Origin of the sequence: Paraburkholderia sp. J67, from assembly GCF_905220265.1 — a bacterium.
Taxonomy (GTDB): domain Bacteria; phylum Pseudomonadota; class Gammaproteobacteria; order Burkholderiales; family Burkholderiaceae; genus Paraburkholderia.
Window position 1 is genome coordinate 134,341 of sequence record NZ_CAJMZK010000010.1, and the last position, 24,372, is coordinate 158,712.

At 63.6% G+C, this 24,372-nt stretch carries 20 protein-coding genes; 6 read left to right on the plus strand and 14 right to left on the minus strand.

Features of this window, described 5'->3' with window-relative positions; genetic code table 11:
• Positions 1-39: 39 nt before the first annotated feature.
• Positions 40-1,461 carry an MFS transporter gene (locus tag U5782_RS19885; protein WP_322045588.1) on the plus strand — a complete coding sequence of 474 codons (1,422 nt, stop codon included), beginning with the start codon at positions 40-42 and terminating at the stop codon, positions 1,459-1,461.
• Between the two features lie 95 nt (positions 1,462-1,556).
• Here U5782_RS19885 and U5782_RS19890 read toward each other — a convergent pair whose 3' ends face one another.
• The gene (locus U5782_RS19890; RefSeq protein WP_322045589.1) at positions 1,557-2,522 is read right to left on the minus strand and encodes a hypothetical protein; all 966 of its coding nucleotides are present in this window, start codon (positions 2,520-2,522) and stop codon (positions 1,557-1,559) included.
• Positions 2,523-2,943: 421 nt separating this feature from the next.
• On the opposite strand from U5782_RS19890, the gene U5782_RS19895 reads away from it, so the two are divergent.
• The 3 genes from U5782_RS19895 to U5782_RS19905 all read left to right on the plus strand — a co-directional run bounded on the left by U5782_RS19895 (position 2,944) and on the right by U5782_RS19905 (position 8,368).
• Entirely contained in the window at positions 2,944-4,857 is a 1,914-nt protein-coding gene (locus U5782_RS19895) for a hypothetical protein (RefSeq protein WP_322045590.1), read from the plus strand.
• A gap of 223 nt (positions 4,858-5,080) precedes the next feature.
• A complete protein-coding gene (locus U5782_RS19900; RefSeq protein ID WP_322045591.1) occupies positions 5,081-6,757 on the plus strand; it encodes a thiamine pyrophosphate-binding protein in 1,677 nt (558 codons plus the stop codon).
• Positions 6,758-6,769: 12 nt separating this feature from the next.
• Positions 6,770-8,368, plus strand: a complete 1,599-nt coding sequence (locus U5782_RS19905; protein ID WP_322045592.1) for an aldehyde dehydrogenase (NADP(+)) — start codon at positions 6,770-6,772, stop codon at positions 8,366-8,368.
• Between the two features lie 8 nt (positions 8,369-8,376).
• Here the strand turns inward: U5782_RS19905 and U5782_RS19910 are convergent, their stop codons facing one another.
• The 12 genes from U5782_RS19910 to U5782_RS19965 all read right to left on the minus strand — a co-directional run bounded on the left by U5782_RS19910 (position 8,377) and on the right by U5782_RS19965 (position 21,717).
• The gene (locus U5782_RS19910) at positions 8,377-9,321 is read right to left on the minus strand and encodes a LysR family transcriptional regulator (RefSeq protein WP_322045593.1); all 945 of its coding nucleotides are present in this window, start codon (positions 9,319-9,321) and stop codon (positions 8,377-8,379) included.
• Between the two features lie 79 nt (positions 9,322-9,400).
• Positions 9,401-10,708 carry an MFS transporter gene (locus U5782_RS19915; RefSeq protein ID WP_322045594.1) on the minus strand — a complete coding sequence of 436 codons (1,308 nt, stop codon included), beginning with the start codon at positions 10,706-10,708 and terminating at the stop codon, positions 9,401-9,403.
• A 33-nt stretch (positions 10,709-10,741) separates the two neighbouring features.
• The gene (locus U5782_RS19920) at positions 10,742-11,803 is read right to left on the minus strand and encodes a lactonase family protein (RefSeq protein ID WP_322045595.1); all 1,062 of its coding nucleotides are present in this window, start codon (positions 11,801-11,803) and stop codon (positions 10,742-10,744) included.
• Positions 11,804-12,065: 262 nt separating this feature from the next.
• Positions 12,066-12,986 (minus strand): helix-turn-helix domain-containing protein, encoded by a 921-nt coding sequence (locus U5782_RS19925; RefSeq protein ID WP_322045596.1) that lies wholly within the window; start codon positions 12,984-12,986, stop codon positions 12,066-12,068.
• A gap of 240 nt (positions 12,987-13,226) precedes the next feature.
• Complete coding sequence (locus tag U5782_RS19930; protein WP_322045597.1) at positions 13,227-14,252, minus strand: porin; 1,026 nt, start codon at positions 14,250-14,252, stop codon at positions 13,227-13,229.
• Between the two features lie 179 nt (positions 14,253-14,431).
• Positions 14,432-15,325 carry a phosphate ABC transporter substrate-binding protein gene (locus U5782_RS19935; RefSeq protein ID WP_322045598.1) on the minus strand — a complete coding sequence of 298 codons (894 nt, stop codon included), beginning with the start codon at positions 15,323-15,325 and terminating at the stop codon, positions 14,432-14,434.
• A 57-nt stretch (positions 15,326-15,382) separates the two neighbouring features.
• Entirely contained in the window at positions 15,383-16,240 is an 858-nt protein-coding gene (locus tag U5782_RS19940) for an HpcH/HpaI aldolase family protein (RefSeq protein ID WP_322045599.1), read from the minus strand.
• 49 nt (positions 16,241-16,289) lie between these two features.
• Entirely contained in the window at positions 16,290-17,276 is a 987-nt protein-coding gene (locus tag U5782_RS19945; RefSeq protein WP_322045600.1) for a protocatechuate 3,4-dioxygenase, read from the minus strand.
• Positions 17,277-17,416: 140 nt separating this feature from the next.
• Positions 17,417-18,709, minus strand: coding sequence for an MFS transporter (locus tag U5782_RS19950; RefSeq protein ID WP_322045601.1), 1,293 nt, complete (start codon positions 18,707-18,709; stop codon positions 17,417-17,419).
• Between the two features lie 102 nt (positions 18,710-18,811).
• Positions 18,812-19,663 (minus strand): amidohydrolase family protein, encoded by an 852-nt coding sequence (locus U5782_RS19955; RefSeq protein WP_322045602.1) that lies wholly within the window; start codon positions 19,661-19,663, stop codon positions 18,812-18,814.
• A 45-nt stretch (positions 19,664-19,708) separates the two neighbouring features.
• The gene (locus tag U5782_RS19960) at positions 19,709-20,734 is read right to left on the minus strand and encodes an amidohydrolase family protein (protein WP_322045603.1); all 1,026 of its coding nucleotides are present in this window, start codon (positions 20,732-20,734) and stop codon (positions 19,709-19,711) included.
• On the minus strand, positions 20,731-21,717 hold the full coding sequence (locus U5782_RS19965) for an ABC transporter substrate-binding protein (protein WP_322045604.1): 987 nt from the start codon (positions 21,715-21,717) through the stop codon (positions 20,731-20,733). The genes U5782_RS19960 and U5782_RS19965 overlap by 4 nt, the downstream gene beginning before the upstream one ends.
• A gap of 316 nt (positions 21,718-22,033) precedes the next feature.
• On the opposite strand from U5782_RS19965, the gene U5782_RS19970 reads away from it, so the two are divergent.
• A complete protein-coding gene (locus U5782_RS19970) occupies positions 22,034-22,786 on the plus strand; it encodes a 2OG-Fe(II) oxygenase (protein ID WP_322045605.1) in 753 nt (250 codons plus the stop codon).
• A complete protein-coding gene (locus U5782_RS19975) occupies positions 22,783-23,466 on the plus strand; it encodes a 2OG-Fe(II) oxygenase (protein ID WP_322045606.1) in 684 nt (227 codons plus the stop codon). The genes U5782_RS19970 and U5782_RS19975 overlap by 4 nt, the downstream gene beginning before the upstream one ends.
• Positions 23,467-23,641: 175 nt before the next feature.
• Here the strand turns inward: U5782_RS19975 and U5782_RS19980 are convergent, their stop codons facing one another.
• Complete coding sequence (locus U5782_RS19980; protein ID WP_322045607.1) at positions 23,642-24,043, minus strand: hypothetical protein; 402 nt, start codon at positions 24,041-24,043, stop codon at positions 23,642-23,644.
• Positions 24,044-24,372 lie beyond the last annotated feature (329 nt).

The following is a 24,372-nucleotide window of genomic DNA, read 5'->3' on the forward strand; positions in this document are numbered from 1 at the left end:
CCCAGTCACACACCGAACCTACGGGACGGGACCACAGGCATGAGAATTCTCGATACCCCCTTCGGCCACAGCGGCGCTGCCGCTGCGCCCGACGAGTCGCCCGTGCGCGAGCCGCTGACGCGCGGCTCGATCATTGCACGCCTCGAACGGTTGCCGACCAACGCCATGCAGGTGCGCGCGCGCATCCTGATCGGCCTCGCCACCTTCTTCGACGGCTTCGACGTGATCGCCATCGCGGCGACCCTGCCGATCCTGATCCAGAAGTGGCATCTCACGCCCTGGGAGATCGGCTTTCTGATCGCCTCGGGCTCGGTCGGCCAGTTGTTCGGCGCCTTCCTGTTTCCGTGGCTCGCGGAACGCCATGGCCGCGTGCGCGCCATCGCGTGGAGCTCCGGCATTATCGGCGTGACCAGCATTGCCTGCGGCTTTGCGCCGAGCTTTGCCGTGTTCGCGGCGCTGCGCGTGATCCAGGGCTTTGGCCTGGGTGGCGAGCTACCCGTGGCGGCGACTTATATCAACGAGGTCAGCCGCGCGCATGGTCGTGGACGCTTCGTTCTCCTTTACGAAGTCGTGTTCCCGATCGGTCTGCTCGCGTCGAATGCACTGGGCGCATGGATCGTGCCGCGCTTTGGCTGGCAGGTGATGTACTTCATCGGCGGCATGCCGCTGGTGCTGTTCTTCCTGCTGCGCAAGCTCGTGCCCGAATCGCCGCGCTGGCTGGCCGAACGCGAACGGCTTGCGGACGCCGATGCCGCCGTGCATGCGTTCGAACGCACGGCGAAGGGTCCGCTGCCGCCGGTCACGAACGCTGCTGAATTCGATGCGCTCGCCAAGCGCCATCCGAAGCGCAGCGTTAAGGACCTGTTCGGCAAGGCCTATCTGAAGCGCACGGCCGCTGTGGCGATGCTCTGGATGACCTGCGGCTTCATCCAGTACGGGCTGTCGACGTGGCTGCCCACGATCTATCGCACCGTTTATCACGCGCCGCTGCAACTCGCGCTGAACCTGGCGGTGGCGGCTTCGGTGCTGGGCGTGGTGGGCTCGCTCACCTGCGCGCTGCTGGTGGACAAAGTGGGCCGCAAGCCCATCATCAACGTGTCGTTCGTGCTTTGTGCGGTGTCGCTGGCACTGGCGGGCGTGTGCCACGCGATGTCGGTGTATGTGGTCGCAACGTTCTGCGCGCTGGCGCTCGGCTTGCTGGCTAGCGGTTTTATCACCGCTTACGTGTACACGCCGGAACTGTACCCCACCAGCATCCGCGCAATGGGCTGCGGCGTGGGCGGCGCATGGCTGAAGGTGGCGGCGATCTTCGCGCCCACCATCGTGTCGAAGACGATGATTGGCGGCAATCTGGATGTGGCGTTCTACATCCTCGCGGCAGTGCCGTTCCTCGCGGCCATCGTCGTGCATTTCCTTGGCATCGAGACCAAGGGCAAAGTGCTGGAGCAACTGGAAGCCTGACTTTCATTGCACATAGAAAAGGGCGGCTCGCAATTTGCGCGCCGCCCTTTTTTCGTTTATGGCGATGAGCTTCGATCCGCTTTGATCAGTGCCGATCAGAAGTGCAATTCCGCCAACACCATCGGCGCCGAGGTCTTCGTGCTCACCGTCTCGCTCGACGGCGTGCCGTACATGTTGTGCCAGTACTCGTAGCCCACGCCCACATACGCCGTGCGCGGATGCCCGATGAACGAACCCACATCGGCCAGCAGCGAAATGCGCGTCAGGATTTCCGTGGTGGTCTCCGTATAGAAGCCGTCCTTACCCTTCGGCCCCGTTATGCTCGCGAAGCCGCGGAATTCAAGCGGCACCATCGCGATGCGGAACGGCACGAGCCACGAGCTCTCGATATGCCACGCCGTATGGAAGTGCACATCCACGCCGGAAATGCCGTTGTGATTGCTTTCCGTACGGCCGCCCACCGTCAGGTTGGCGAAGCCGTGCGGAATGGCGAATTCGACGGTCGGGCCGAACACGAGCATCCGTGCGCGCTCCGCGTACGCATCGTTCTTCACGCCGAACTCGTAGCCGATGGTCGCGCCCAGATCGCGCACGATCCCATAGCCCACCGAATGCCCGAGGATCTTGCCCGCGCTGAACTCCACGCGGCCCACGCTATAGACTTCCTGCGCGCCGCCCGATGAAGGACCGCCCGCTTCGGGGTTGGCCGAGTTCGAGACCAGATAATCGACGTTGAACGCATAGCTGCCGTAACGGAAGCCGCCGATCGTCGTGAGGTAGCCAATATTCTGCGCGACCTTGTCTTTCACGCCGGGATAGTGGAAATCGCTGCCATAGCGATAGCCGATATAGGTGTCGTTCCAGACGAGGGGCGGTGCGCCGTCGTCGGCCTGAATCGCGTTGGGTTTCGGTGCGGCGCCGTTGGGGCGGTCGTCTTCGGTTTGTGGGGGAGCAGAACCGTTCGGTGCGGTGTAGACCTCCGCGTGAGCGAATTCGGCAAAACAGCAAAACATCGCAATGCCAATCAATGACTTGCGTAGCGCGCTTCGTGTCGTCTTCATTGTCTCCGGCCTTTTACGTTTTCTATTGATCACGCTTATGGGTCCATCTATCGATCCATCTGGCGATGGCAAGCCGATGTCTCCGGCTGGCGACGATAGTAGGTCAAGGCCGCTCGCGTGCCCTTATACAAAAGGCCGATTCGCTGGCACTTTTCGACATAAATTGAAAGTCGCGGGAGGGAGACGTACGGCCTGGCGCGGCTCCGGCGCGGCCGTCTCGCCAAAAAGTCCCAGCGAAAGTGTGTTTTGTTCAGGGACGCGCGGCGTCGGAATCGCTAACCTTACGATCGACGCCGCTACCCTTGTCCGGTGATCAGACATTTAAAACAAACGCTTACGGCCCCGTTGGGGCGATACCGCGACAGCGAGACACCACGACAAGATGGCGCGCGGCCACGGATAAATACAGGAGGCACTTGCAGTGCAATTCAAGCTTAAATTCAGGCATATCGCCGCGGTTGCGGCCCTTGCGGGGAATTGCGTCCTGCTGTCGACGCACGCGTTCGCAGCCACCGAAGGCACGCTGTTGCTGAACCGACTCGGCCCTGTCACATCGGATCTGTATATTGCGAACGCCGATGGCTCCGACGAGCACAAGCTGCTCGGCAGTCAGGGCTTCGACTATCACGCTTCATTCTCCAAAGACGGTCAATGGATCGTCTTTACCTCCGAGCGCGCGGGACTCGGCGAGTCGGATCTGTATCGTGTGAAGGTCGACGGCACGCAGCTTCAGAAGCTCACCAATCACATCGCAGTCGACGACGCGGCCGTGATCTCGCCGGTCGACCCCAACGTCATCGCCTTCGTTTCGTCGCGTCGCGGCGCGCACGATTTCGGTACGACCAACATCTGGACGCTGAATATCGCCACCGGCGCGCTCAAGAACGTGACGGGCAATATCAAGTTCGATCCGTCGAAGCCGCATAGCTTCTTCCGGCCGTCGTGGTCGCCGGATGGCAAGTGGATCGCGCTGTCCTCGGATATCGGCAGCGACTGGCGCGGCCACAACCTGCCGGTGGGCTGGGAGCGCACGCAGGAAAGCAGCATCTACATCATTCATCCGAACGGCACGGGCTGGCAGCAGGTCGCCACGCGCGCCGGTTACGACGAAGGCTCGCCCACCTGGTCGCCCGACGGCAAGCGCGTGGCGTTCTATGAAACGCCGGTCGAATCGACCTGGGGCGCGCATCGTCCCGAAGGCATCAACAACGTGGTCTCGCAGATCGTCTCGGTGGATCTGGCTACGCACGAGCGCAGCGAACTCACGTCGACCCCTGGTTTCAAGGTGTTTCCGCAATACCTGAACGACACCACGGTCGCGTATCACGTGAAGGGCGGCGAAACCGAAGGGCTTTACAACACCACGGCAGGCCTGCTGCGCGCGACGCGTGACACGGGCATTCGCTCGCCGCACTATTCGGAAGACGGCAAGAAGATCGTCTATGAAAAGGTCTCGTTCCGTCCCGCACGCGCGAACGGCACGCCGCTCTTCAGCTTCGATCCGCACTGGAAATACACCTATATCGACGTGTTCCCGCAACTCTCCGCCGACCGCAAGCAACTGGTCTATACGGAGAAAGCGATCAATTCGTCGATCGCAGTGGTGAATGCCGATCTCTCCGGTTATGAGCGCATTTACGATGCGTCGAAGAGCGGGCTCGATCCGAGTCTGGTCCAGAAGGGTCTCGCAGGCGCGTTCCAGCCCACCTGGTCGCCCGATCGCAAGTGGGTGGCGTTCGGCGTCGGCAGCTGGTTCTTCACGCGTGCAGGCGGTCCCGGCAAGATCGTGCGCATCAAGACCGATGGCAGCATGGACAGCCATCCAGAAGAGCTGACGGATGGCTCGGTCAACGCGGGCTTCCCGAGCTATTCGCCGGACGGCACGAAGATCGTCTATCGCGTGTGGAGCGAAAAGCAGAAGGGCCTGCGTATTCTCGATCTGGAGACGCGCAAGACCACGGACCTGACGACGGGCGAAGACAATCTGCCGGGCTGGTCGCCGGACGGCACGAAGATCGTCTTCACGCGCAAGGAAGTCAACCCGACCGATCCGAACAAGTTCCACTATGACGTGTACACGATCAAGCCGGACGGCAGCGACGTGCGCCGTCTCACGAAGCCGGGCTCGAATCAGGGTCACGCCGTGTGGACTTACGATGGCCGCATCGCGTACTGCTCGGGTGAATATGGCTTCCGCGACGAACTCGCGCTCTACGACAACAGCTTCCAGCCCGACGGGCAGAACTGGGTGATGAACGCCGACGGCAGCCACGCGCATGCGATCACGGACACGCTCTGGGAAGAAGCGATGCCGATGTACGTGCCGAATCCTTGAGCAACACGTAGCACCCGTAGTACGCAGGTTTCGATTTGAACGCCGTGCTCATGCACGGCGTTTTTTTATTTGCGCACTCAGGTGCGCCTGCCACGCATACCGCGCATATCACGCATAGCTGCTATGCGCCGCGCGCACGGCCGCGCTCGCGCGGGCCAACCATAATTTCAGCATTCCGCTACGCGCGTCGTTGCGCGGCGATCCGTCACAAGGAGCCACTCATATGTCTGAATCCGCATCCACTCTCTCGCGAAATGGCGGGCGTATTCTCGTCGATGCCCTCGTCGGCAATGGCGTCGATACCGTCTATTGCGTGCCGGGCGAAAGCTATCTGCCGGTGCTCGACGCGCTGCACGACACGCACAACGTGCGCACCATCACGACGCGTCACGAAGGCGCGGCGTCGAATATGGCCGACGCCTACGGCAAGCTCACGGGCCGCCCCGGCATCTGCTTCGTCACGCGCGGTCCGGGCGCGACGCACGCGAGCAACGGCGTGCATACCGCGTTCGAAGACGCCACGCCGATGATTCTCTTCATCGGGCAGGTCGAGCAGGGCTTTCTCGGCCGTGGCGCGTTTCAGGAAGTCGATTATCGCCAGATGTTCGGCGGTATCGCCAAATGGGTTACGCAGATCGAGAGCGCCGAGCGCATTCCCGAGATCATCGCCAAGGCGTTTAGCGTCGCGTTGTCGGGCCGCCCTGGCCCGGTCGTGATTGCGCTGCCGGAAGACGTGCTGTTCGGCGCTGCAACGGTTGCCGACGCCGCTGCGGTGCGTGTCGCGCAGGCCGCCCCTGAAGCGCAATCGCTCGACGCGGTGCGTGAGCTGCTGGAGGCTGCCGAGCGTCCGCTCGTGATCGTTGGTGGCACGGGTTGGGACGAGGCCGCATGCGCCTCGCTCAAACGTTTCGTGCAGGCGAACAATCTGCCGGTGGCGGCTTCGTTCCGCCGCCAGGATCTGTTCGACAACCGCGACGCGCATTACGTCGGCCAGCTTGGCCTGGGCGTTTCGCCGAAACTCGCGCAGCGCGCGCGTGAGGCCGATCTGCTGATCGTGATCGGCTCGCGTCTGGCGGAAACGACCTCGTCGGGTTACACGCTGTTCGAAAGCCCGACGCCGAAGCAGACCATGATCCACGTGCATCCCGATGCCGAGGAACTGGGCCGCGTCTATCAGGCCCGCCTGCCGATCAACGCCTCGCTGGCCGCGTTCGCGCGTGCGCTCGATGGCGTGGCGCCGGTTGCGAGCGAAACGCGCGCGCGCTGGCACGCATGGACCGAATCGGCGCGTGCCGACTATGTGGCGCATTCCACGCCGCCCGCGCCTTCGGCGGAAATCCGTGGCGTCGATCTGGCCCAGGTCGTCTCGCACCTGAGCGAAGTGCTGCCCGAGAATGCGGTGATCGCGAACGGCGCAGGCAATTACACGGTCTGGGTGCATCGCTACTATCGCTATCGTCAGATGGCCACCGAACTTGCGCCGACCAATGGCGCGATGGGCTACGGATTCCCCGCGGCAATCGCGGCAAAACTGAGGAATCCGGAGCAATCTGTGGTGTGCTTCGCGGGTGACGGCTGTTTCATGATGTATCCGCAGGAGCTGGCGACGGCGGTGCAGTTCGGCGCGCCGCTCATCGTCATTCTCGTGAACAACAACATGCTGGGCACGATCCGGATGCACCAGGAGCGTGAGTATCCGGGACGCGTCTCGGCTACCCAGTTCATCAATCCCGATTTCGTGGCGATGGCGCGCGCATTCGGCGCGCACGCAGAACGCGTCGAGCGCACCGAAGATTTCGCGGCGGCCTTCGAGCGCGCACAACGCGCAGGCGTGGCGGCGCTGATCGAATTGCGCACCGACCCGCTTCAGATCACGCCGGTCGCCCGGCTCGCCCAATAAGGACCACACACGATGCAATCCCAAGTTTCATTCGACCTGCAAGGCGAGATGATCATCGGCGGCGAAGCCGTGAAGGGCACGGGCGGCGCGCTGCGCGCGCTGGCCGCCGCAACGGGCGAAACGCTCGAACCGGCCTTCGGCGCGGCCACGTCCGCCGATGTCGAACGTGCATGTACGCTCGCTGGCGCAGCGTTCGATACCTATCGGCAATTGCCTGACGAGCGCCGCGCGGCGTTTCTGGAAGCGATCGCGCAAGCCATTCTCGATATCGGCCCCGCGCTGATCGAGCGGGCGCACCTCGAAACGGCGCTGCCCATCGCGCGCCTCGAAGGCGAGCGCATGCGCACCGTGAACCAGTTGAGGCTGTTTGCCGGCGTCGTGCGCGCCGGGCGCTGGCATGGCGCGGTGGTCGACACCGCGCAACCGCAACGCGCGCCGTTGCCGCGTCCCGATCTGCGCTTGCGGCGTATCGGTCTCGGGCCGGTCGCCGTATTCGGCGCGAGCAACTTCCCGCTGGCGTTCTCGGTGGCGGGTGGCGATACGGCGTCCGCGCTCGCGGCGGGCTGTCCGGTCGTGGTCAAGGCGCATCCCGCGCATCTGGGTACGTCTGAACTCGTTGCGCGCGCAATCGCTCGCGCCGCGCAGGAAACGGGAATGCCCGCAGGCGTGTTCTCGCTCGTGGCTGGCGAGGGTACGTGGATTGGCGAAGCACTGGTCGCGCATCCCGAGATTCAGGCCGTGGGCTTCACGGGCTCGCGTCAAGGCGGTCTGGCGTTGCAGCGCATCGCCCAGGCGCGTACGGAGCCGATTCCCGTTTATGCGGAGATGAGCAGTATCAATCCAGTCGTGCTCCTGCCACACGCACTGGCGTCGCGCGGCGAGCAGATCGCACGCGACTACGCCGATTCAGTCGTGATGGGCGTGGGTCAGTTCTGCACGAACCCGGGCATCGTGTTGGCGCTGGCAGGCGAAGCACTCGACGCCTTCTGCGCCACGGCGGCGCAGGCGCTCGAAAAGAAGGCCGCGGCGACGATGCTCACGCCGAATATTCACGCGGCGTACTGCCGGGGCATCGCGCATCTCGCCGGGCGAGACGGCGTGACGACGCTTGCGCGCGGCGCCGATGCATCGGCGCCGCATGACGCGGTGCCGGTGCTGCTGCGCACCGATGCCAGCGCGTTCCTCGCTGATGAAGCGTTGCACGAGGAAGTGTTCGGGCCGAGTTCGCTGATCGTGGCATGCCGCGACATCGACGAACTGCAAACCGTCTTGCGCCGCATGAGCGGCCAGTTGACGGCGACCGTGCAACTCGACGAAGCCGACTACGGGTACGCCCAGCAGCTCTTGCCGACGCTCGAACGCAAGGCGGGCCGCGTGCTCTTCAATGGTTTCCCGACCGGCGTGGAAGTCAGTCACGCGATGGTACATGGCGGACCGTTCCCGGCGACCTCGGATACGCGCACGACCTCGGTGGGCTCGGCGGCGATCGACCGCTTCCTGCGGCCGGTGTGCTATCAGGCGGTGCCCGATGCGTTGCTGCCCGATGCGCTCAAGCACGGCAATCCGCTCGCGATCTGGCGCCTCAACGACGGCGAATTGAGCCGCGCCTGAGCGGTCGGTTATTCCTCGGGAGTCGGGTCGGGCAATGTCGCGCCCGGCCACTCGCCCGAGGCCACCAGCTCGGCCGCGAGTTCGCGAATCATTTGCGCGACTCGCCATACCCCATCGGGCATGACGCGATTGAGCGGCCATGCAATCGCCACGTCCCGCACCACGGCGGGATTCGCGAGCGGCCGGCATTGCAGCCGGCCCGACGCGGCCTCTTCGATTACGGAGGCCGCGGGCAGCAAGGTGCAGCCGCAGCGCGCCATCACGAGGCGCTTGGTCAGCGAGATCGAGCCATCGCATTCGAGCGCGATTTGCAGCGTAAAACCATGCCGCGCCGCGAGCGATTCGGCCAATACATGCAGGCCATGATGCGTGCTCGGCAGGATCAACGGGATCTCGCCGAGCGTGCGCACATCGACTGACCCATCAGGCAAGGCAAAATCCGGCGGCGCGACGAGGCACAACTCCTCCGCGAGCAGCGGATCGAATTGCGTCGCGCCGCGATGCTCGGGCACATACATGATCGCGAGGTCGATCTCGCCGTCGTTCAGGCGGCCGAGAAGCTGGCTCGCGAGACCTTCCACGAAACGCACGCGCGTATGCGGATAACGCGCCCGCAGCCGATGGCCGAGCTGGCCGAACATGATGCGCGCGATGGTGGGCTGCGCCGCGATGGCGAGTTCCGCAGGGCCGCTTTCGGTGCCGCTGCGCATTGCGCCGCGCGCTTCATCCAGCGTGCGTTCGAGCGTCTGCGCGTAGCCCAGCAGTTGTTCGCCGCGCTCGGTCAGGCCCACGCCGCGTCCGCTGCGGCGAAACAGGCGCACGCCCAGTTCGGCTTCGAGCAGCGCAATGCGGCGGCTGACGGTGGACTGGTTCGCGCCCAGCTCCAGGGCGGTGCGCGAAATGCTGCCGGTCTTCGCGACGTGCGCGAACACGGCAAGGTCATCTGAGTTCATCGATCGATCGCGTGAAAATCCACGCGCGCCCTTCAGGCGGGCGCGGCGCGGCGTTTGGACGGATCTTTATAGCACGGCTTCAGCCGCAATCGGCGCAGCCGGATTCGTGCGCCGTTGCGGCGTGATCGACAGGCGTGTTGATGCGCGGCGCCCATTCGCGCCGCATCAGCGTGAGCGTGCTCGTTGCGCCTACAAGCAGGAAGACGAAGATGGCCGTCATCGGCAGGGTATAGCTGCCGCCGATATGCAGCAGCCAGCCTGAAAGACTCGCCGATACGCCGCCCGCGAGACTCGTCGCCACTTGCTGAAGCCCGGTGTTAAGCCCGACGGCGGGCTTGGGAATCAGCGTGAGCTTGCAGAGCGCGAGATTGTTCGCGGTAACGAGGCCGAGCAGCGAAAGCGACACCACGTTCCAGAACAGCGCCATATTGGGCGAAGGTGCATTGGCGCCGAGCAGCACCGTCGTGCCGCCGATAAAACCCGCCACGATAAAGGCCTTGCGTACCGCGACCGCGTCATTGCCACGCGCGATGATGCGGTCGGCGGCCCAACCCGCGAAAGCCGCAACAATCGCGATCCCCGCGAAACTGAAGAACGTGTAGAGCCCCGACGATTCGAGCGACAAACCGCGCTGCTCGACGAGATAGGCGGGCATCCACGTCATGCAGTAGAACGCGAAATAGCTGTAGCAGAAGTTGTTGATGAGACCGCCCCATACGACCGGGCTCGCCAGCAGATTGCCGAGCGGCACCGACGCTGCGCGTTCCTTCGCTGCCGCCAGTTCACGGCGCGACGGGTAATCGTTCTCCACCATCAAGAGCCAGGGCAACAGCCAGATCAGCCCGACCAGCCCCGTGGCGATGAACATCGCCTTCCATGAAGCCGTAACGATCATCCACGCGGCGATGGGTGCGCCCAGCGCGGGCCCCATTTTGCCGCCGATCGAAAAGATGCCAAGCGCCGTGCCTTTTTGCGTTTCCTCGAAATGATTCGCCAGGTAACGATAGGTGGCGGGAATGACCACGGCTTCGGCCGCGCCGATCAACAGACGCATGACGATCAGCGCGGAGAGCGTCGTGACGAGGCCGGTGGCCGCCGCCGCGAGACACCACAGCAGAAAGCAGATCGTATAAGGACGCTTCACGCCATAACGGTCGACGAGCCAGCCCATTGGCATCTGGAATACGCCGTAAGACCAGAACACCGCTGAGTTGAGCCAGCCGCGCTGGATACTCGTGAGTCCGAAATGATGAACAAAGCTTTTGTCGGCGAGCGCGGAAGACAGGCTGGTGCGATCGACGAAGGAAATCAGCAGCCCGAGCGAGAGCAGCACGAGCACGCGCCACGGGTGGTCGGCGCGTGCACGGGGTAGGGAGAGACGTTTCATCGAATCGTGTACTGCAATGACGTGCGCATGGCGTTACTTGACGAAGGCCACGCTGGTAGGGTCCTGCACGGCGACCGACTCGCCGGTATCGGCGAGCGTGCCGGTATCGGCGTCGATACGGAACAGGTGAACGTCGCCGCTATGCTGGTTGGCGACGAGCATCCATTGTCCCGAAGCGTCGATGCCGAAGCCCCAAGGTTTTTCGCCGCCCGAGGACGTGCGTTGAACCAGCGACAACTCGCCCGTGGCGGCGTCCACGCGATAGACCATCAAGGCGTTTTCGGCGCGATTCTCGACGTAGAGGAAACGGCCGTCGTGACCGAATGCCATTTCCGCGCCGCTTTTCACGCCACTGAACGACGCACTGGTGATGGGCGTGGATTGCAGCAGCGTCAGCGCGCCCGTTGCGGCGTCCCAACGCAGGGCCATCAGTTCGGCGCTCATTTCCGTGAGCACATACGCGTACTGGCCGTTTGCGCTGAAGAGAATGCGGCGCGGGCCGCTGCCCGGCGGCGTGTCGAACGCATGAGGCGCATCGCCTGCCGCTACCGCGAGGGAGTGCGTGTCGCGATCGAAGCGATAGATGAAGACGCGATCCGCGCCCAGATCCGGCACGAGCGCGTAATGGCCCGAGGGATCGATCGTCACGCCGTGCGCGTGCGCGCTCTTCTGGCGCGGGCTCGGACCCGAGCCCTTTTCTTCGATGGTCGATTCGAGCTTGCCGACGCTGCCGTCGCCGCCCACCGCGACGCTGGAAACCGAGCCGCTGTTGTAGTTGGCGCCGAGCAGCGTGGAGGAGGCCGCGTCGAATTGCAGGAAGGTGGTGCCACGGCCGCCCGTGAGCACGTCGTTGATGCGCTCCAGAGCGCCCGTGCCCTGATTCACGGCGTAGGCGGTGATGCTGCCCTCCTTGTCGCGCTGGTCGTCGACCGCGTAGAGGACCGGCAGGGCGGGGTGCGAGGCCACCCACGTTGAACTCGGGCCCTGTGCGGCCGTGCCGAGCGCGACGAGCTTGCCGGAGGCCGTATCGAGCCTGAGCGCGCTGATCTGTTTTTGCTGGGTGCCGATGTAGGCGAACTCGGTGGCGGAATTCACCGAGGAAGCCGCCGTGCAGGAAACCCCGGCTATCGATGCGCACGCAACGATTGCGGCGGTGATTGCGAGGCGGGGAGCGTGATGCTTGAACGAATGCGCCATGTTCGATTCACGTGAATAAGCTGAAGGAAAAGCATAAGCGGCGCGCGCGGGGCGATCCCTGTACAAATGCCGGATTCGCTGGCACTTTTTGACCGGGTTAGGGAATGTACCGGGGTGCGCCGTGCCACGTGAGGAGCACGGCGCGCGCGCGTTGCGGAGCTTAACGCCGCGCTTCGATGCGGAACTGGCTGGGCGCCTGGCCCACTTCGCGGCGGAAAAAGCGCGTGAAATACGCGGCATCGGCAAAACCGAGCCAGAACGCGACCTGTTCGACGGACATATCGCCGAAGATCAGTTCGCGCTTGGCTTCGGTGATGATGCGCGCGTGGATCATCTTGGTCGGGCTCATGTCCGCCGCCGACGCACAAGCGGCGCGCAACTGCACCGGCGAGACGGCGAGGAGCGACGCATATTCCTGCAGCGGCAGGTTGTTGCGATAATGCTCTTCGATCAGCTTGCGAAAGCGTTCGACGAGGCGTACGTCGTGGCGCACCGTGCCGTCGTTGGCGGCCTGATCGAGATGCGCTTCACGCACGAGCGTGAGCAACAGCATCGTCAGCAGGGCCTCGGCGCCGGGCACATGGCCAACCGCGCTGGATTCCACTTCGTGTTTCAGGCGCTGAACGAGCGTATAGAGTTCGTCCCCCGCTTCGCTCGCGTGGGCAAGCGGAATCATGCGCGGCGCGGACCACAGCACGATGAATTCGTGCAGCTTCGCATTGACCTGCGTGAGATAGGACACGTCGACAGTCACGACCCAGCGATCCACGTCGAGCTCGTAATCGAGACCGTGGATACATTCGGTGGGCAGGAGCAACGCGCAAGGGCCTTCGAAGGCGACGCTGCTGCCTTCCAGATTCATGACGCCGCGTCCGCTGCGCACGAAAATGACTTGTCCGTAGGTGGGGTGCGCGTGCGGCGCGGTGCGCCAGCGGCCGCGTTCGGTCACATGACCGACATGAACGAACCAGTTTTCCTCTTCGGGTCGCTCGACATACAGACGGACTTTCGGCACAGCGGCGAGCCGGATGTCACTGGCTGTTCTGCGCACGGGTTTGCTGCTCATCGCACTCTGGGCCATGAAGTCTCCTCGACGTCCGGTCATGCGCCGGCCGCCTTTGCGATTGAAGTTCTGCCGGAGCACTGCACCTGCTGGCCGGGCCCACGTGCGACATGCTCCGGTTGCGCCCTTTTTTAAGAAGGGGCATAAAACGCCATGTATTCTTTCATATCGACCGCCATGGCGCGACCTGCTGCTAACCCCAACGCCGCCGCGAAATTGATTACGTGGTATTACTGCGCGGCGGCGCGGGAAAAGCATTTAGAACGTGTGCACCATGCCCAGAATCACGCCACGCGTGTTCGAGCCGGGCGCCACGGTGACACCGGCATACGAGGTGCCGTTGAGCGTGAACGCCGCACGATTGCGGTTCTGGATAAAGCCCGCCGACGCGTACAGCGTCGTGCGTTTCGAGAGGTAATGCTCGTAGGTCATGCCGATCTGCTGCGCGTTATTGCCCTGACCCGTGCGATCGTGTTCGTAGCCATACATCAGCACGATCTGATCGGCGGGGGAGAACAGATACGAGCCCGAGCCTTCGAATACGTCGCGCTTGACGCTGTCGTCGGTCTGACGCTCCGTGTGATACGCCAGATAGAAACGCGCGTCGCCCACACCGACCGATGCCCCCGCGTTGAAGACCCTGAGCGCCGACGTGCCGGTGGCGTTATCGGCCTGCTCATAGCCGGCAGCTACGCGGAATGGGCCATTTTCATAGCGCACTGCCGCGTTATAGAACTGCAGGCCGTTGCTGGGCTTGGTGGTGGAATCGCGCATCGCCACCATGAATTGTGCGGTCAGACCGTAGACGGTCGGCGTGAAATACGAAATCGCATTGTTGACGCGAATCGTCAGCGAATTGAAGTTCAACATGGGCGAACCCATGCTCATCACGGCGACGGGGTCGAGCTCGCGGTTCAGGAAGATGTATTGGGGCGTATTTTGCAGACCGAAACGCACTTCACCGAAGTTGCCGGACAGACCGACCCACGCCTGGCGATTGAAGGCTTCAGCCGAATTCGCCGCTGCGCCCGTCATGCCGGAAAAGCCCTGTTCGAGCTGGAAGTTGACGTGGATGCCCCCGCCGATATCCTCCGTGCCCTTGAAGCCGTAGCGGCTGGCAAACAGGCCACCCGAGGTGGCGCGCACGACCTTGCCGTCACCGCCATTCTGGAATTCGACGCCATTGTCGATCACGCCATAGAGCGTGACGGACGACTGCGCGTGCGCGGTGCTGAACATGCAGGCCGAGGCGATGCCGCAGGCCAATACGAGCGATTTTTTCATTCTGTCTCCTGATTCTTTCTAGTTATCGCGGCCAATGGAATGGCGCGTATTTTTTTGTATTATTTGATTCGTAGTCCTCCAGTTGAGGCGTTCGATAAGGCGGGAGGCACGGCGCGGGTTGAAACGAAAAACAGACGCGCAGCGGCGAGCGCCGCTGCGGATAGAACAAAACGACGTGATTAGCCGAGGGTGGCGGTCAGATCGTCGAAGCACTCGTCAACGGACAGACGGCGCGGAATGATCTTCTGGTCGAGCGCCCAGTCGATGGCGAGCTGGATGCCCTTGCGGTTCGCTTCCATGCCGATCGGCGGGAACACGGCGGGCACGCCTTCGGCCTGCGCGCGGCTTTCCACGACCATGCGATAGAGTTCGCGCACCACATCGGGACGCTGCTTCGACAGATCGCTGTGCACGACGAACATGTGATTGATCGGCACCACGCCTTCACGCGCGAACCAGTCTTTCGCCGCGTTTTGCGCGTCCGGCACGAGCGTGCGCACGCGCGGGTCCTTCGGCATGTCCTCGCCGAGCAGGGCAGCGGCGAGTTCGCCGTCGAGCATCATTTGCGGAATCGACGAGCCCTTGGGCAGGCGCACGCAATTGGCCGGATCGCTGTATTCGGCGAGGTGGCCGTCACCGAGCGTCATCCACGTGACCTTGTCGAGGTCCACGCCGTATTCGTGGCGCAGAATGCCGCGAATCCACAGCGCCGTGGTTTGCGTGTAGGTACGCACGCCGACCTTCTTGCCTTCGATGTCGCGCGGCGCGAGATCGCCGAAGTCGATATTGAAGCCCGCGCAATGATGCTGGAAGCGGCCCGAGATGGGCGCCGGCAGCAGCACATAGGGCTTGCCGTAGGCCTTGGCTTGCAGGAAGGTGACGATGGCCAGCTCGCCCGCGTCGAACGCGTTCTCGCGCACCATCGCCTTGAAGCCGTTATGCGCGGGCGTCGGGCCGCAGTAGTCGAGATTGACGATGTCCGAGGTGACGCGGCCGTCTTTCATCGCCTTGGTGACGGCGTAGTCGGCGAGATTGACGCGCAGTGTCGGGACTTCGGTTTGTAGTGTCGTCATGATGAGGAATCCTTATTCGTGACTGGATGGATCGCAGGACAATCAGGCGATGGCGGCTCAGTAGCCGGCCATTTCGCGCGCCATGCCCACGACGCCGTAGCTGCGCATCGGCGCCGACATCAGGAAGCGATAGCCTTCTTCGATCAGACGCTTGTGGTTCTTCGCGGTCACGTGCGGGTTGCCCACCACCACGTTGTGCTTGTGGCAGATCGAGACGATGCGGCGCATCGCGTCGAGCACTTCCGGATGCTCGTACTGGCGCGCGTAGCCGAGTTCCTGGCTCAGGTCGCCTTCGCCGATCAGGATGAAGCCGATGCCGGGCACGTTCGAGAGAATGTCGTCCAGGTTCTCGATGGCTTGCGTGCTTTCGCACATGAGGCCGACCAGGATTTCGCCTTCCGGCACGAGCGGCCATACGTCGGCCTTCTTGTAGTAGTCGGCCATGCTCAAGCCCCAGTAACGCGCCGCCGTGGCGGGACCGTCACCGCGCACGCCCTTCGGCTCATAGAGCGGCGCGCTCTTCGGACGCGCATAACGGCACGACGCAACGGCGTTGTACGCCTGTTCGACGGTCGCGATGTGCGGCCACACCACGCCATACGCGCCGCGGTCGAGCACCTGCTTGGCGAAGGCCTGATTCATTTCCGCGCCGTTGGCGGGAATGCGGGCGATGGGCGTCACGCGCGGCGAGACCGAACCCGACTCGGCGATCTCCTTGCGGCTGAGCATGTACTGCATTGCATCGCCGAGCGCCGCGACGTCATACGGGTTGTGTTCCATTTCGAATACGAGGCCGTCATAAGGCGCATCGCTCATCTCGATCGCATTCTGCTTGTCGAGCTTGGAGAACGCGGCGAATGCGGGCTTGCCCGATTCGAGGGCGCGGATGATGCTGTTGAGGCGGGTAGTGCTCATTTGATCTGTCTCTCTTCGATGAATAGGGTAGGGCGCAAGGTTGGCCCGATTATTCTTCCGCTTTCCAGTACATGAAGCCCATGCCTTCGCCGGTGCCGGCGGGCGTGCGCCAGCAGGGCACGTAATCGACCAGCGTCATTTCTGCGCCGGTTTCCTGAACCGCTTTCATCACGCTCACATAGAGCTTGATTTCCGACGTGCCCGACTGGTACGAACGGTCGTCCACGGCAGCGAGACCGTCGTAGTCGTAGTTGGCGAGCATGTCCATGATGCGGTGGTCGAACTCTTCGTCATTGACGAAGTGCGACAGACCGCCCGAGGCGAAGATGCCCACGCGCACGTCGTCGGGCCAGGCCGTGATCGCATCGCGCAGCACGCGGCCAAACTCGATGCAACGCGACATCGAAGGCTGCGTCGGCGGGTAGAAGCAGTTCATGATGATGGGCACGTGCGGCGGCGGGTTGTCGCCCATGATCTGGTGATAGACGAAGCTGTACGCGTGCGGCACGACCGGGTATTCCGGGCGGGGGTTCATCCAGACGTTCTCGGGCCATGCGAACAGGTCCGTGAGATCGAAACCTTCCTTCTGGAAGTGCTCGATCAGGTACGTCGCCAGTTGCGGATGGCATTCGTGTGTGACGTGATGATCGGGCGCATAGACCGAACGCTGCGGCGGGCCGTTGTGCACGTCCTTGCCGGTGTAGATCGCGATGGACGGCGAGAAGTCCGTGAAGATTTCCTTCTGGTCCTTGCCGAGAATGATCGCCACGTCGATCTTCGCATCACGGTAGGCGGCGGCCATTTCGTCGAGCGCGGTGCGGCAGCGCGCGGCGCGTGCGGTGCGCTCCTCGAGCGTGAGGAACGGCTCGAATGCGGCTTCGCGGTGGGCTTCCAGTTCCGGGTAGGTCCACGTGCGATTACGGAACCAGAGTGCCGGATTGTTGCGGTCGCGCTCGCCGTTCTTGAGCCAGTCTTCAGGCGCCTGGCCCAGCATGCCACTGTGCGGCACTGCCATTCCGAATACGATCTTCGCCATTTAGGTTGTTTCCCGTTTTTCTAGTCAGGGGCCGCGGTGCGTGCCGCCGGCCCGAAGGTGTTGGGCGCGTAACGGTGCGCCCGTGTCTGGGTGGTTCGGATTCCGATGCAATCGGATCAGGGGATCAAGAGATCAGGAATTCAGGCTTCGCGTAATTCCCCCTGCGGCTCGCTGACTTTGGGCGCCCACTCGGCGCGGTACATGATGGCGGTCGCGGCTGCGCCGACCAGCAGGAACACGAGGATCACCAGCATCGGCAGATCGTAGCTATGGCTGATATGCAGCAGCCAGCCAGACAGACTTGCCGCCACGCCGCCCGCGAAACTCGTCGCCACCTGCTGCACGCCGGTCACGAGGCCGATGGTCTGCTTCGGGATCAGCGTGAGACGCGACAGCACGAGGTTGTTCGCCGTGGTCATGCCGAGCAGCGAAAGCGACAGCACGTTCCAGAACAGCGCGGCGTTCAATGAGGGGGCGTATGCGCCCAGCAGCACCGTACAGCCGCCCACGAAGCCCGCGATGATGAAGCTCTTGCGCACCAGCACCGGATCGTGGCCGCGAGCAATGATGCGGTCGGCGGCCCAGCCCGCGACGGCGGCGACGATGGCGATGCCCGCGAAGCTGAAGAAGGTGAACACACCGGATTCGCCGATCGAAAGACCGCGCTGCTCGACTAGGTAGGCGGGCATCCACGTCATGCAGTAGAACGTGAAGTAGCCGTAGCAGAAGTTGGTGACCATGCCGCCCCACACCACGGGACTTGCGAGAATGCTGCCGAAGCTCACGCTGCGTGCGCTACGGTCGGCCTTGGCCAGTTGAGCGCGGGTGGGCAGGTCGTTGCGCACCAGCAGCAGCCAGGGCACGAGCCACAGCAGGCCGACGAGGCCGGTCGCGACGAACATCGCCTTCCACGAGTAGTTGACGATGAACCATGCGCCCACCGGTGCGCCCAGCGCCGGGCCGAACTTGTTGCCCATCGCGAGGATGCCGACGGCAAGACCGTTCTGGCTTTCGTCGAAGTTGTTGCGAATCCAGCGGTAGCTGGCCGGGATCACGATCGCTTCGGCGATGCCGATCAACAGGCGCATCACGACCAGCGCGGCGAGCGTCGTCACGGCGCCCATCAGTGCGGTGGCCAGGCACCAGAGCGCGAAGCAGACGGCGTACGGCCATTTCACGCCGTAGCGGTCGGCCACCCAGCCCATCGGCACCTGGAAGAGGCCATACGACCAGAAGAAGGCGGAGTTGATCCAGCCACGGTCGACGTTGGTCAGCGCGAAGTGGCGAATGAAGGCGCTGTCTGCCAGCACGCTCGAAATACTGGTGCGATCGATAAAGGACGTCAGCACGCCGATGGCGAGCAGGGCGAGAATCCCCCACCGGCCAACGCTGCCCTGTCCCTGCGCATTGCGCTCAGTTTTGCTCGTCTCCATCTGCTTTTTCTATGACCTCAATCGGTTCTGATACAGGCCAGCCGATGCCTGCTTACATCCGCGTGCAGGGCAGCGGCCGGCCGCCGTGTTACAGGCGCCGCGTCAGGCCAGCGCCGGGTACAACTTTTGTGCCGTCTTGCCGAAGATCCATGCGCGGTCGGCGGCGTTCAGGCAGGAGAGACCCGCCTGTGCCGTCGCGAGAATCTCGTCCAGCGTGCCAGGCGAGGTGGGGAAGTTCGAGCCCCACGCCATGCGGTTCGCGCCGAACGCTTCGACCACGCGCGGGAAGAACGTCTGCGCGCTGGCCTTTTCCTTCTTCACGTCGCCGAAAATGCGCGGCGTGAGCTTGAGGAAAATGTTTTCGTACTGCGCGAGATCGAAGAGGCTCTGTGCCGCGGCATAAGGCGCGCCGTCGGCGACTTCGGGACGGCCCAGGTGATCGAGCACGATGGGCACCGTGGGAAAGCGCTTCGCGAGCGCCGTCACTTGCGGCAGACCGATCGGGCCGGTCTGGATGCACATCGGCAGGCCCAGTTCAGCGCACAGTTCCCACGCGGGGAACGAGCGCGGATCGTCCAGCTCGCTCGGATCGAACTCCTTCGTGCTGCCGCCCGTGAACAGACGCAGGCCGGCAAGACCTCGATCCGTCCACTCGCGAATGCGTTGCGGCGCGTCTTCGGCGAGCACATCGACCGAGCCGACTGCGACGAGGCGATCCGCGTACTTCGCGCAGCCATCGACCACATAGCTGTTGTCGAAACCGTAGGTCGTCGACGAGTGCACGACCGCGGCCTTGCCGACACCTGCCGCATCCATCGCGGCGATCAGCGTTTCGACCGTGGTGGGGCGCTCCTTCGACCATTCCGAGCGCTTGCCGAAGAGCGGCGCCGGCGGATAGCGGGTCTCGTCGTCGGAGATGATGTGCGGATGAATATCAACGATGGATGAAGGCATGTCTCGCTCTGTCTTTCGTTTGTGAGTTGGCTACCTGTCCGACAATCATTTGCCCTGGGCCTTCAGGCGCGCATCCAGACGCGGATACACGCGGCGCGCGTTGCCTTCGAAGATCTTGTGACGGTCTTCATCCGAGAGCGACGGGCAGGCATCGATATAGCGCTTGGTGTCGTCGAAGTACTGGCCCGTTGCCGGATCCTTGCCGCGCACCGCGCCGATCATCTCGGAGCCGAACAGCACGTTGTCGGACGGAATCACCTTCGTGAGCAGCTCGACGCCCGGCTGATGGTAGACGCACGAATCGAAGAAGATATTGTTCAGCAGTCCTTCCAGCGGACGTTCGCGCATTTCGAGCGACATGCCGCGATAACGGCCCCAGTGATAGGGCACCGCGCCGCCGCCGTGCGGAATCACCAGACGCAGCGTCGGGAAGTCCTTGAACAGGTCCGATTGCAGGATCTGCATGAACACCGAGGTGTCCGCGTTCAGATAGTGCGCGCCGGTGCCGTGGAAGCAGGGGTTGCACGATGCGGCCACGTGAATCATCGCGGGCACGTCCAGCTCGACCAGCGCTTCGTAGAGCGGATACCACTCGCGGTCCGTCACCGGCTTGCCGGTCCAGAAGCCGCCGCTCGGATCGGGATTCAGGTTACAGCCGACGAAGCCCATCTGCTCCACGCAGCGGCGCAGTTCGGCGACGCTGTTGGCGGGCGCGACGCCCGGCGATTGCGGCAACTGGCAAACCGGCGCGAAGTTGTCGCGATACAGCTCGGTCACGCGATAGACGAGATCGTTGGACACTTCGGCCCATTCGAGGCTCGTGCGCTCGTTGCCGAGGTGGTGGCTCATGAGGCCGGCGATCGGCGAGAACAGCGTGAGATCGCTGCCGCGCTCGCGTTGCAGCTTGAGCTGGCCGTTGCCGATTGCGTCGCGAATCTGGTCGTCGCTTACGAACGCGCCGTCGCGCGAGGGCGCCTTGTCCGGATCGTTGGCGAACAGGACCTGCTTGGCACGCCAGTCGCGGAACGAGGCGGGAACGGTCGTAAAGTGGCCGTGGCAATCGATAATCATGCCTTCACCTCTTGTGCGAGCGGGTCGACGAACAGTTCTTCGATCGCCATGCGGCGCGGCGTGAGGCCTTGCTTGAACGCGGTGGCTTCGAGCGCTTCGATGGTCTTCAGGTTTTCCGCGAGGCCGTACGGCAGCGGGTCGTGACCGACGATCTTTCGCAGCGCCAGGTACTTCTTGTCGCTTGCTGCGGTCGCTTCGCCTGCGTCGAGGCGTGCGAGCCATTCCTGCTTGGCTTGTGCGAACGCGTTGTAGATCGAACGTGCAACCCACGGATGCTCGGCCAGAACCGAATCCTTCACGACGATGGTGCCGTGCATCGGATAGATGCCCGTACGTGCGTAGTATTCGGTTTCGAGTTCTTCTGCGTTCGGCAGCAGATCGGGGTAATCGGCTTCGACTTCCTTCCAGCCGCCCGTGGGCGCGCCGGTGCGGCCGATGCCTGCCGCTGCCGCGAAGCCCGCGACGAGTTCGCCGCTCGCCATCATGTCGGCGAGCGAGGTGCCTTCCGGTGCGTGCACAACGTTGCCCGGCAGCTTGAGTTGCGTGACGTGTTCTTCGTCATCGACCACCCACGTGACCTTCGACGAGTCGAGACCGAATTCGTCGATCAGCACCTGGCGCGTCCACACGCCGGTCGTGACCGAGTAGGCGCGCACGCCCACTTTCTTGCCTTCGAGATCCTTCGGCGTCTTGATGCCGGCGTTCGGACGCACCAGCAGGCCGCCGTGGTGGAAGCGGCGCACGACGAAAATCGGCAGGCCGACAAACGGGGCGCCATAGGCGCGGGCGATGATGTACGTGGTCGGGGCCAGTTCGCACACGTCGAATTCGACGTCGCGAACCATGCGGCGGAACGCGCCGATCTGCGGTTGAACCGTGACGAATTCCGCGTCCACGCCCTCGATGGGAATGGAGCCATTGCGGATAGCCGACGTATGCGGATGCTCGGCGATGGCAATTTTGAGCCGCACTTTCTGAGTCAACTTCCTCTCCTTGCTTGAATGGGCCGTCGCGGGGGCGGGCCGGATGGCCGCGGCCGGACTGGCGATGCGATGGGGAGAGAATAGGGGAGCCCCGAACGGGCGTCCCTACACAAAAGAGAGATTCAATGGCACTTTTTGCAGTGCCGCTTGCGCCGCCGTGGCGGGTTTACGTGGGTGGGGCCGTCGGCGCTTGTATTTTTTGCAGTGGCGGTAAGAATCGGCGCCCCGGGGGAATTGCTGCGCAAACGGCGGAGTTTCGCGCCAGCGTCGTCGCGGTAGACTGGCCCCCGTTCGAAACCGCACACGGAAACCGGCGATGGCCGCCACCAATGAGATTACCGACACGACTGAAGCGAGCCCGCTCGCGCACTGGGAGACGATCTGGGACGATGCCGCCGCCTCGCTCGATCGCTACGGCAATGCGCTGCTGCCATCCTTGCTGCGGCCCGATCAGTGTGCCTCGCTTGCCACGCTCTATCCGCGCGATGACTGCTTCCGCTCGCGCGTCGTGATGGCCCGTCACAACTTCGGACGCGGGGAGTACAAGTATTTCGCCTATCCGCTGCCGCCCTTTCTCGACAAGCTGCGGCACGCGCTCTATCGCCGTCTTGCGCCCATCGCGAACCGCTGGAATCAGCAAGCGGGTGTCGACGTGCAATATCCCGCCGATCTGGCCGCGTTTCTCGCGCGCTGCCATGCGGCCGGGCAGACGCGGCCGACGCCGCTGATGCTGCGCTACGGCGCGGGCGACTATAACTGCCTGCATCAGGATCTCTACGGCGAGCATGTGTTTCCGCTCCAGGTGGCGATCCTGCTTTCGGCGCCGGGCGAGGATTTCACGGGCGGCGAATTCGTGATGACCGAAACGGGCAGCAGCGGCCAGCACGCGGAGGTCGTGCCTTTAACGCAGGGCGATGCGGTGGTGTTCGCCGTCAATGAGCGGCCAATGGTGGCGGGGCGCGCGCGCAAGGTGGCGATGCGTCATGGCGTGAGCGTCGTGCGTAGCGGCACGCGGCACACGCTGGGGATCATCTTTCACGACGCGCGCGAGCCGTCGGCATCGGCATGAACGCGCGCGACTGGCTCTCGCGGGTCGACGCGCAGGCGTTCGCAGCGCAACTGGATGCGCAAGGCTACGCCGTGCTGCCTAACGCCTTCGATACGCACGATTCGCGTGCGCTCATTGAGTTGCTCGATAGCGCCCGCATGACGATTGGCCCGGACGGCGGCGAGTTCTTCCATTTCGACGCTGGCCTGCCGCCGCTGCTGGATGAATGGCGTGAAGCGCTTTATCTCTGGCTCGTGCCGGTGGCGAATCGCTGGAGCGCGCTTGGCGGCCTCGACAAAACCTTTCCCGCCGAGCTTGACGCGTTTAGCGACGTGAACCGTCGCGCTGGCCAGAGCCGTGCGCAATCGCATGCGTACCGGTTGCGCGAAGGCGACCGGCTGGCGCTGCATCGTCACGATGAAGGCGAGTGGGTGTTTCCGCTTCAGGCGGTCGTGTTGCTAAGCGAGCCGCAATGCGATTTCACGGGCGGCGAATTCGTCATGACCGAGCAGCGCCCACGCATGCAGTCGCGGCCGATGGTCGTGCCGCTGGCGCTTGGCGATATCGCGGTGATCGCGAGCGCGCAGCGGCCCGTTCAAGGCGTGCATGGCCATTACCGTGCGAAACTCAAGCATGCGATCAGCCGCGTGCGCAGCGGGGAGCGCGTGGGGCTGGAGTTGATGTTTCATGACGCGCCTTGAGAGCGAGTGCGGGGGTATCTACATGGGACCGGCAACGAGGCTACTGATCGCGGCGGCGATCGCCGTTTTCATCCTCTGTGTGATATGGGGCGTGGAAGGCCTGGGCCAGCAGGGCGTCGACAATGACTCCGGCCCGAAGGCGCTACAGATATATTGGCGCTGACTGCATGACGCACTACACCGCCGCACGCGGCAGCGGCGAGTCGCACGACGTACGCAGGAAGCGGTCCAGCCGCTTGTACGCGTCGATCAGCGCACGGCGGGGCGCGAGGAACAGTTGCCGGTCCGCCTGGCGCAGGATCGGCTCGACTAGCGCGCACTCGACCGGAGTAATCCGGCACGCGTCATCTTCACCGGCCCGCAGGATGCAGTTCTCCAGCGCGGCCTCGGCATCGGCGAAACGCGCGACGTCGGTGTCGCCGTAGCCGGCGCATTGCACGTAGAACGTGAGATAGACCATGCGCACCAGTTCGCTCACGAGACGGGTCGTGCCCGCCCAGCTTCGGCAGGCGGCGAACGTGAGGTGATGGGCTAGGGCCATTTCGGTGGCGGTCTTTTCGTCCAGCGGGTGCTGCATGAAAAGGGATGAGGAAGGCGTGACTGGATGTGCGGTTTTGCTTCGTGACATTGAGACGGAAGGGGTACAACGGAGGATGGAGATGAATCGGGCGTTCGACAGGACGCGAGCCGATTATCCGTAAAAATGGGTGAACGTGTCGGCGAGCCTGCAAGCCCGGCGTAGCGACGCCCGGCGTAGCGACGCCCGGCGTAGCGACGCCCGGTGCGGCGACACCCGATGCTGGCCGGGCAGATTGAACTTCGCGTGACAGCATAAAACACGGCACCTGGCGTTTCGATGTTGATTCGCTGACAATTCTGTTATCTCGTGTCACCAAAATACCAGGG